Consider the following 3,482-nt stretch of genomic DNA (forward strand, 5'->3'; position numbering starts at 1 on the left):
GCGCTGGAATGGGCGCATCGCCGCGTTGTCGGGCGGCCCGAGCAGCGCAAGATCCTGATGGTGATTTCCGACGGCGCGCCGGTCGATGATTCAACCTTGTCCGTCAATCCGGCGAATTATCTGGAAAAGCATCTGCGCGACGTGATCGCGATGGTCGAAAAGCGCAAGGCGGTGGAATTGATCGCCATCGGCATCGGCCATGACGTGACCCGCTACTACCAGCGCGCGGTGACGATCACCGATGTCGAACAACTTGCGGGTGCAATGACCGAACAGCTCGCGAGCCTCTTTGACAGCGATCCGCGGGCACGCGCGCGGGTGATGGGAATGCGCAAGGCAGGTTAACAAAGACGATTTTGTTAACGTTTTGTGTAGCATGCGACTATAGTCTGAGACCGAATCGTATCCAGTCTTAGCAATCGCCATGTCACACCCGATCTATATTATTCTACGATGGATTGAATCCTCCTGTTGTTATCTCGTGCAGTTCGCGACCGGGTTTCTGCTGCTCACGCTCAGTCTGCTGGGCACCAGCGCAGCCGTCGCCGCCTTGCACGCCGATACGATGTCACTGGGCGGCGCCCTTCATGTGATGGACTGGTTGGCGGCGGGTTTGGCCGGGGTCGTGTTTCTGGCTTATGGCCTGTTCGAACGCCTCCTGACCCGCCTGCGTCATGGTGGCGGGCGGCTTCTTCTTGATATCGTGATGGTCGCCGTGATGGTCCGGGGCGGGTTTTTCGTCTTTCATCTCATCCTCGGCGCGACCTCGCCCCTGCAAGGGCGGCTCGATCATCCGTTCTTTCTTGCGGCGGCCTCAGCCTGGCTTCTGATGTTCTTGGCGGTCTTTCTGTTTCCCGGTCTCGTCCATCGCCGGTTAGAGCAGCTACCGCCCCTGCGCGAAGCATGGGATGGTTATGTACGGACGCTGGATTTCAGCTATTCCCGCATTGCCGTTGTCGGCTCCCTTCTTGTCGGACCGGCCGCACTGGTCCTGCCCTCGCTTCAGTTCCTGCCCTGATCTGCTCCTGCCCGGCCTGTCCCGGCTTGCCCGTCGGGACATAGGGCTGCTAGGAAGGAGCGTTCCGTGCCCGAGGGGGCACTGCCGCTATCCGAGGGGCGCATGTTCCAAAGCTTCAAGACCACCGCGCGCCCCGAACAGGGCCCATCCCGGCTGGCCGCACTCCGGTGCGAAATCGCCAAGGCGGGGCTCGACGGGTTCATCGTGCCACGCGCCGATGCCCATCAGGGTGAATACGTGGCCGCGGCGGATGAGCGGCTGGCCTGGCTGACCGGTTTTACAGGGTCTGCCGGGTTCTGCATCGTCCTGTCCAAAGTCGCGGGTGTTTTCATCGATGGCCGTTACCGGACACAGGTCAAGGCGCAGGTGGATCTTGCGAGTTTCACACCTGTGCCCTGGCCCGATGTGAAGCCCGGGGACTGGCTGAAGGAACAGGTAAAGCAAACCACGCGGATCGGTTTCGATCCATGGCTTCACACGAAAAAGGAAATCGACGATCTGGAGGCCGCTCTGGCGGGCAGCGGTGTCGCGCTTTGCTCCGAACGAAACCTTGTCGATGCGGTCTGGGCCGATCAACCTGAACCGCCGAAGGGGCCGGTTGCCATTCAGCCACTGGAGTTCGCCGGGGAAAGCGCCGAGGCCAAACGTATCCGTATCGGCGCGGAACTTGCGGCCGCGGGCCAGGATGCCGTCGCCCTGACGCTGCCCGACTCGATCTCATGGCTTCTGAACATCCGTGGCTCGGATGTTGAGCGCAATCCGGTGGTGCAGGCCTTCGCGATCCTGCACGCAACCGGGCGATTGACGCTCTTCATCGCGCCCGAGAAACTGTCGGATGGGGTCCGGGCGCATCTCGGCCCCGATGTGACCCTGCGCCCGCCATCAGCCTTCGCGGCGGCCCTGCGCACACTCAACGGTCCGGTCCGCGTCGACCGTGCCAGTGCCCCGCTTCAGGTCGCGCGGGAACTGGAGGATGCAAATATCGCCATTGCCTGGGGCACCGATCCCTGCCTCTTGCCAAAGGCACGCAAGAACGCCGCCGAAATTGCCGGAATGGAAGAGGCACATCTGACCGATGGCGCGGCGATGGTCGAATTCCTTGCCTGGCTTGACGCGGAAATGCCGGGCGGCGGGCTGACCGAGATCGATGCGGTCCGGGCACTGGAAGGGTTCCGGCGAGCGACGAACCAGCTCAAGGAAATCAGCTTCGAGACGATCTGCGGCACAGGTCCGAACGGCGCGATCATGCATTACCGCGTCACGGAAGAGACCAACCGACCGCTTCGGCCGGGCGAGATCGTGGTCATCGATTCCGGCGGCCAGTATCTGAACGGCACGACCGACATCACCCGCACGGTCGCAGTGGGTCCGGTCGATCCCGAGGCAAAAACCGCCTTCACCCGCGTATTGCAGGGCATGATCGCGATATCGCGCCTGCGCTGGCCAAAGGGTATCGCGGGCCAGCATCTTGACGCCATCGCACGCTACAATCTCTGGCTGGCCGGGCAGGATTTCGATCACGGCACCGGCCACGGGGTCGGCTGCTACCTGTCGGTCCATGAGGGACCGCAGCGGCTGTCACGGGCGGGCGATGTAGTTCTGGAACCCGGCATGATCCTGTCAAATGAGCCGGGCTACTACCGCGAAGAGGCGTTCGGTATCAGGATTGAGAATCTGATACTGGTGGAAGAAGCGCCTGCCCTGCCCGGCGGCGACGATCACCGCAGGATGCTGCGTTTTCGGACGCTGACCTTCGCACCCATCGACCGGCGGCTGATCGACGCAGGGGGCTTGACCACAGGGGAGCGGGCATGGCTCAATGCCTATCACGGCGAGGTGGCGGAGCGGATCGGCCCGCGCATCTCAGCGCCGGCGCGCGACTGGCTCGCCGAGGTGACGAAACCGGTCTGACACATTCCTGAAAGACTGTTCGGCGAATGCGCCCGCAAGGGGCAACAAGAAAGGTGCGAGATGGCAGAGCATATCCGGATCAGGGAAGCGGGTGGCACCTGGGTGGTGCGCGCGGGTGGCGCGGTGATCGGCGAATCGAAGCGGGCGCTCGAACTCTGCGAAGGCAGCCTTGCGCCGGTGATCTATTTTCCCCGCGATGACATTGCGATGGCTTTCCTTGATCCAGGCACCAAGCAGACGGTCTGCCCGTATAAGGGTGCTGCGAGTTACTTCACCATCGTCGCGAAAAGCGGTCCTATCGCAGATGCAGCATGGAGTTATGAGAACCCGAAAGAGGGGATGGAAGCAATATCAGGCTACATTGCCTTCTATCCAGAGAAGGTCACGGTGGAACGTCTCTGACCACAATTTTTCTTCGAAAAATTGGCGAATTTTCGGAGAAAATTCGTGTTCAGCTGTGTTCCTCTGCGGCTATGTCGGCCAGTGCCTTTGCATAAGCGCGCAAAGCATCGGTCTGGAACACAGCGCCCAGAAGCTCCGGTTCATCCTGACC

General features: G+C 61.7%; 4 protein-coding genes. All 4 read left to right on the forward strand.

Annotated features, from left to right (window positions below; translation table 11 throughout):
- Positions 1–345: cobaltochelatase CobT-related protein (locus tag WBB85_RS15695; RefSeq protein ID WP_432639540.1), on the forward strand; the 345-nt coding region annotated here is incomplete at its 5' end.
- A gap of 136 nt (positions 346–481) precedes the next feature.
- Positions 482–1,018: a hypothetical protein gene (locus tag WBB85_RS15700; protein WP_432639541.1), complete on the forward strand. Its 537-nt coding sequence runs from the start codon at positions 482–484 to the stop codon at positions 1,016–1,018.
- Positions 1,019–1,120: 102 nt separating this feature from the next.
- Positions 1,121–2,929, forward strand: coding sequence for an aminopeptidase P family protein (locus tag WBB85_RS15705; protein ID WP_432639543.1), 1,809 nt, complete (start codon positions 1,121–1,123; stop codon positions 2,927–2,929).
- A gap of 60 nt (positions 2,930–2,989) precedes the next feature.
- A complete protein-coding gene (locus WBB85_RS15710; RefSeq protein WP_432639542.1) occupies positions 2,990–3,331 on the forward strand; it encodes a DUF427 domain-containing protein in 342 nt (113 codons plus the stop codon).
- Positions 3,332–3,482: the final 151 nt, after the last annotated feature.

The organism is Albidovulum sp. (assembly GCF_049646345.1).
Classification (GTDB): domain Bacteria; phylum Pseudomonadota; class Alphaproteobacteria; order Rhodobacterales; family Rhodobacteraceae; genus Albidovulum.